Consider the following 5718-nt stretch of genomic DNA (forward strand, 5'->3'; position numbering starts at 1 on the left):
GCAGGCGCTGGCCGAGGCGGTCGCCGCCACCGGCACGCCGCTGGTGGTGCTGCTGCGCAACGGCCGCGCGCTGGCGCTGCAGGGTGCGGTGCGCGACGCCGCGGCGATCGCGGTGACCTGGTACCTGGGCACGCAGACCGGTCCGGCGGTGGCCGACGTGCTGTTCGGCGACTACAACCCGTCCGCGCGCCTGCCGGTGAGCTTCCCGCTGGATGCCGGGCAGCAGCCGTACTTCTACAACCACCCGCGCACCGGCCGGCCGGAACTGCCGACGATGAGCGAGTTCAAGTCGCGCTGGCGCGAGGTGCCGAACGCGCCGCTGTATCCGTTCGGCCATGGCCTCGGCTACACGCAGTTCGCCTATGGCGCGCCGCAGCTCGATCGCACCCAGGTCGGCTGGGACGACACCCTGACCGTGACCACGCGCATCGACAACGTCGGCGAACGCGAGGGCGAGGAAGTGGTGCAGTTGTACATCCACGACCGCGTCGCCAGCCGGGTGCGCCCGGTGCGCGAGTTGAAGGCGTTCCGCAAGGTGCGGCTGGCCGCAGGCGAGGGCATGGAGGTCCGCTTCACCCTCGATCGCCACGCGCTGGCCTTCACCGGCCGCGACGGACAGTGCGCGGCCGAGCCGGGCCTGTTCGACCTGTGGGTGTGCGCGTCCTCGGCCAGCGGCGAGCCGGTGGCCTTCGAGCTGCTGCCCGGCTGAGCCTGGCGCAGCGACAGCCGTCGCCGACCTGGGCGTGACGCCGATGGTGATTCGGTCGCGCGGATTGCCCTGATCCGGAGGCAGCGCCATGCGGCCCGGAGGACGCGCGCTGGCTGCTCTTGCAGCCACTTTCATGGTCTGGCGTGCCTCTGTGGGGTCGCAACGGACGCCTGTCGTGGGTGTGGGCGCGTGTACTCGTCGCGTCGGCTTCCTGCCTGCGGCCTGCGTTCCCGGCCTTCCATGCAGGACGCGGCGTGACGCCGCCTGCATCTGCGGAAGCGTTCCGATGCGGCCTGCTGCAGGCGTCTACGGCGGGTGCGGCGCGGCATCCACTGTGATCGGGTGCGTAACTCGCCGCTTTCCTCTACCTTATGCATTCAGGTTGCGTTGTCGGGATGCGCGCTGCGCCTCGCCCATGCGCCGATCCTGGTCTTCCCTCATCACAAGGAATTTCTCATGCAAGCTGCGCCCAAGACCTCCGCCGCCTTTATCGCTGCCTCCTGGGGGGCGTTGCTGCTGGGCACGGGCGGGTTCCTGATCGGCTTGTGGAATGCCGAAATGATGTTGAACGAGAAGGGCTATTACTTCACGGTCCTGCTGTTCGGCCTGTTCTCCGCGGTCTCGCTGCAAAAGAGCGTGCGCGACCGCGTCGAGGACATTCCGGTGAGTGGGTTGTATTACTCGATCTGCTGGTTCTCGGTGATCGCGGCGCTGGTGCTGTTGGCAGTTGGTCTGTTCAATGCAACCTTGTTGCTGAGCGAGAAAGGCTTCTATGCCATGGCCTTCGCGCTTAGCCTGTTCGGTGCAGTGGCGGTGCAGAAGAACACCCGCGATGCGGTGGGGGCCGGTCAAGGCGGCAAGCGCCACGTCGGGCAGACGCTGCCGCCTCCGCTGGAGTGATCCGCTCTGGCGCGCTGCCCCGGGCGGGCAGACCGCTGCCGTCGTGACCGCGACCACGGCTTGGCCGCGGCATGCTTGCCGTGCACGCGGGCTCTGCTAGGTTCGGGATTCGACCCCAACCGATAGGTGCACGTCATGCGAACTCCCCTGGGTTTGGCTTGCGCGCTGGCCATGGGCCTGGCGATCTCTGCGGCGCACGCCGCCCCCGCCGACACGGCCGCCGAGCGGCGTGGCGACTGGCCGTTCTCGGCGACGCCGGTCGCCACCTTCAACGAACCGTGGGCGATGAGCTTCCTGCCCGATGGCACCGCCTTGATCAGCGAGAAAGGCGGCACGCTCAAGCGCATCGACCCGGTCAGCGGCCATACCGGCACGGTCAGCGGCGTCCCCACCGTGGCGTACGGCGGCCAGGGCGGTCTCGGCGACGTGCTGCCGCATCCGGGCTTCGCCAAGAACGGCTGGGTCTACCTGAGCTACGCCGAACCCGGCAGCGGCGATACCCGCGGCGCAGCGGTGATGCGCGCCAAGCTGACCCTGGACAGCAGCGGCGGCGGCACCCTGTCGCAGCAGCAGGTGATCTGGCGGCAGCAGCCCAAGGTGTCCGGCAACGGCCACTTCGGCCATCGGCTGGCGTTCGGGCCGGACGGCAAGCTGTGGATCAGTTCCAGCGAGCGGCAGAAGTTCGATCCGGCGCAGGACATGAGCGGCAACCTGGGCAAGATCGTGCGCCTCAACGACGACGGTAGCGTGCCGGCCGACAATCCGTTCGCCAACCGCGGTGGCGTCGCCGCGCAGGTGTGGTCGCTGGGCCACCGCAACGTGCTCGGTCTGGCCTTCGACGCCAATGGCCGGTTGTGGGAGCACGAAATGGGCCCGGCCGGCGGCGACGAGCTGAACCTGATCCAGCGCGGCGCCAACTACGGCTATCCGATCGTGTCCAACGGCGACCATTACGACGGCCGCCCGATTCCCGATCACAGCACGCGCCCGGAATTCGCCGCGCCCAAGGTGAGCTGGACGCCGGTGATCTCGCCGGCCGGCTTCGTCATCTACAACGGCAGCCGCTTCCCGCAGTGGCGCGGCAACGGCTTCATCGGCGGCCTGTCCTCGCAGTCGCTGGTGCGGATCGAGTTCAACGGCGAGACCGCACGCGAGGCCGCCCGCTACGACATGGGCAAGCGCATCCGCGAGGTGGAGCAGGGGCCGGATGGCGCGCTGTGGCTGCTGGAGGATGGCGCCGGTGGGCGGTTGCTGAAGTTGCAGCCGCTGGAGAGTTGACGCACTCGCCAGGCAGCGACGGTTGCGTCGCTGCCTGGCACTCGTTCATGCCTGGAAGCAGTAAAGTTCCATGCTCTTGCGAAGGCTGAAGAATGAGTGGCGGAAAGTATATTGCTGCCGCCTGACAACACGATTTGTGGGAGAGCGCCTCGACCCCGCGCGCTCAGAAACTGAGGTTTAGATGGCTGCATCCAGGAACGCCGTCTTGATCAACTGCGTTGCACTGACGATTCTCGTTTGCTCCGCTTTGCTTCTGACCATGTTTAGCTGGGTGACGCTTTTTGCATTCAGGGATATCGCTGAGGTTGTCTGCTGCCGCCCATTGCCAATCCGCATCGCGCCAGATCGGCAGATCGCGTTTCTGTCGGCAATTGTCGGACTCACCTTTGCTTCTCTTTATATTCTGCGAAAGTCCGCTGCCAAGGAAGAGTGGCGGATTGGCTACTGGAGTTCTGTAGCTTCCGTTGGCTTGATGTGCGCGAACATCGCGTTTTACTTGGGGGTCAATGCAGGCTTGTTCAGGGGAGGATGACGCAGGATCGTCGCGTAGACCGCAAGGCGCGGCGTGACTCGCGGCGTCCTCGGCGGCAATATGCCGCCAAGCGACGTTGTCTGATTCACTCCTGGTGATTGCCGGCACGCTCCCAGGCGCGGCGCACGGCGTGGCGGGCCTTGCTCCAGCTCAGCGTCTGCGAGCCCTTGTTGTTGTCCCAGTCGCGGTGCAACTCCGCTTCCACCTGCTCGTAGGCGCGGTTGAAGTCGCGGATGCGCGCCTCGTGGCCGGCGTGGTAGGCGGGCTCGTAGTCCTCGAAGCGCTCGCCTTCGCTGTAATAGGGCTCGTCGGCGAAACGATCGCGCCAGTACTGCGAGACGCTGTTGCGGTCCTCGTCGTTGGGCGCACGGCCGGGGATCTGATACGGAACGCTCATGATGGTTCTCCGTGGGCGATGAATGTGCTTCACGCTAGCCACGCCGGCGTTAAACCCGCCCCTGCGCGGCGTGATCGCGATATGAAACATTCATGCCTTCTGGCAGGCTGCGCCGACGCTCAGGGTGGCTTACGATCCGCCGCTACGCCCCTCTCTTCCGGCAAATCCCATGGCCGCCAACGGCATCGCCTTGTTGACCCCGTACCTGGCCACGGCCGGCGTCGGCTGGCTGTATTACCGACGCATCCGCCGCTACTTCGGCCGCCAGCCCTGGCAGCCGCGGCGCACGGGCGTGCGGTTGGTATTCCTATTGCTGGTTGCGGCCTTGCTGGCGTGGCTGGCCGTGCACCTGCCCACCGTGCGCCTGGGCATGGGGTTGGGGGCGGTGGGCGGGGCCGCGCTGGGCGGCTTCGCCCTGCACCACACGCGCATCGAACTGCAGGACGGCGCGCGCTGGTATACGCCAAATCCCTGGATCGGCGCCGCGCTGAGCGTGCTGTTGCTCGGGCGCCTGGCCTGGCGCTGGGCCAGCGGCGCCTTCGCCGGCGGCAGCGCGGAAACCCTGCAGAACGCCAGTCCGCTGACCATGAGCATCGCCGCGGCGCTGATCGCCTACGGGCTGGTTTACGCCGCGGGTCTGTTGGTGCGCATGCGGTCGCTGACACCGGCCGCCTGACGAACGACACGCGCGCCGATGACGACGCCATGGCGGCCATGGCGGCGGGTCTTCGGGCCGTGCCGCCGCGTCAGTACGGAACTGCGCAACGGAGAACGTCTCGCGCCAGGCCTGGCCTAGCTGGCGTGATGTCAGTGCGCGACAGCCGCCGCTTCGTAAGGCAAGGCCGTGGTGCCGACCGCGCGCATCGGCGCATCGGCGGCGTCCAGTAGCTCCGGCTCGCCTTCGATCACCACCAGGATGCGCCCGGCCTCGATTTCCTCTTCGAAGTTGCGCCGCACCGGATCCGGCACGGTGGAACCGACCAGCGCCGAGGACCAACTGCCGACCAGGGCGCCGGCGATGGCCATGACCCCGGCGCCGGCGAGGGTGATGCCCAGCGGCGGCACCGCGATCGCCGCCAGCCCGGCCAGCAGTCCGGCGGCACCGCCGCCCAGGGCGCCGCGCGCCGCGGCCGGCACGGTGTCGGTCTTGCCTTCCTTGCGGTCGTCCGGGATGGCGTCCAGCTCGATGTCGCCGCGTGCGACCAGGGACAGGTCGTCGTTGTCGACACCGGCACCGCGCGCGGCCTGCAGTGCGCGCGTGGCGGTGGGCAGATCCGGAGCGCTGTAGACGCGGCGTCGTTTCATGGCGGGCGGCTCTCGCTGGTGGGCGTCCAGCGTCCGGGCGCCGCGGTTATCGGCGCGTGACCTGCGCGCAAGGCGGCGTGAAGGCGTTCATGCCGCGTCCTTGCGCGGGAAGCGATAGAACAGCGCGCCCACCAGCAACGCCACGCCCGCGGCGGCCAGATTCTGCCAGCTGGCGCTGAGCAACAATGCCAGCGCCAGCAACAGCGCCGCCAGCGGAATCAGCGGTCCGCCCGGCAGGCGCAGCGCGCCGGGCCGGTCGCGATAGCGCCGTGCCAGCACCAGCACCGCCGCGGCGGTGCCGATGTAGGCGAACAGGCGGGTGACCATCGACAGCAGCGCCAGTTGCACGAACGAGCCGGACAGCGCCAGCGCCAGCGACAGCACGCCTTGCAGCAGGATCGCCGCGGCCGGCGTGCGGAAGCGCGGATGCACCCGTGCCAGGAACGCCGGGCCGTAGCCGTCCTTGGCCAGCGCGAACAGGAAGCGCGGCCCCAGCATCACCGTGTTGCTGGTGGTGCCGAGGATGGAGATGGTGGCGCCGACGGTGAGGATCAGCGCCAGCGCTTCGCCGCCGAAGCCGCTGGCGGCATCGGCCAG

The 5718-nt window shown here is 68.4% G+C and carries 8 protein-coding genes; 5 read left to right on the top strand and 3 right to left on the bottom strand.

Translation table 11 applies throughout. From position 1 onward, the window contains the following. From D180_RS11500 to D180_RS23925, 4 genes are all read left to right on the top strand, one after another. A partial coding sequence (locus D180_RS11500; protein WP_026143714.1) for a glycoside hydrolase family 3 C-terminal domain-containing protein occupies window positions 1-709 on the top strand: 709 nt, incomplete at its 5' end. 456 nt (window positions 710-1165) lie between these two features. Beyond that, entirely contained in the window at window positions 1166-1609 is a 444-nt protein-coding gene (gene yiaA, locus D180_RS11505; protein WP_017908676.1) for an inner membrane protein YiaA, read from the top strand. 135 nt (window positions 1610-1744) lie between these two features. Continuing rightward, the gene (locus tag D180_RS11510; protein WP_043090849.1) at window positions 1745-2887 is read left to right on the top strand and encodes a PQQ-dependent sugar dehydrogenase; all 1143 of its coding nucleotides are present in this window, start codon (window positions 1745-1747) and stop codon (window positions 2885-2887) included. A gap of 205 nt (window positions 2888-3092) precedes the next feature. Then, entirely contained in the window at window positions 3093-3419 is a 327-nt protein-coding gene (locus D180_RS23925; RefSeq protein WP_153753426.1) for a hypothetical protein, read from the top strand. Between the two features lie 85 nt (window positions 3420-3504). Here D180_RS23925 and D180_RS11515 read toward each other — a convergent pair whose 3' ends face one another. After that, complete coding sequence (locus D180_RS11515; RefSeq protein ID WP_017908674.1) at window positions 3505-3816, bottom strand: hypothetical protein; 312 nt, start codon at window positions 3814-3816, stop codon at window positions 3505-3507. Window positions 3817-3985: 169 nt separating this feature from the next. Between D180_RS11515 and D180_RS11520 the strand changes: the two genes are divergently transcribed. Then, window positions 3986-4492 (top strand): hypothetical protein, encoded by a 507-nt coding sequence (locus D180_RS11520; protein ID WP_017912909.1) that lies wholly within the window; start codon window positions 3986-3988, stop codon window positions 4490-4492. Window positions 4493-4623: 131 nt separating this feature from the next. On the opposite strand, the gene D180_RS11525 is transcribed toward D180_RS11520, so the two are convergent. Together D180_RS11525 and D180_RS11530 are read right to left on the bottom strand one after the other, a co-directional pair. Beyond that, a complete protein-coding gene (locus D180_RS11525) occupies window positions 4624-5121 on the bottom strand; it encodes a hypothetical protein (protein WP_017912910.1) in 498 nt (165 codons plus the stop codon). Between the two features lie 87 nt (window positions 5122-5208). After that, a partial coding sequence (locus tag D180_RS11530; protein WP_017912911.1) for an amino acid permease occupies window positions 5209-5718 on the bottom strand: 510 nt, incomplete at its 5' end.

This window comes from Xanthomonas sp. SHU 166, assembly GCF_000364685.1.
GTDB classification, from domain to species: domain Bacteria; phylum Pseudomonadota; class Gammaproteobacteria; order Xanthomonadales; family Xanthomonadaceae; genus Xanthomonas_A; species Xanthomonas_A sontii.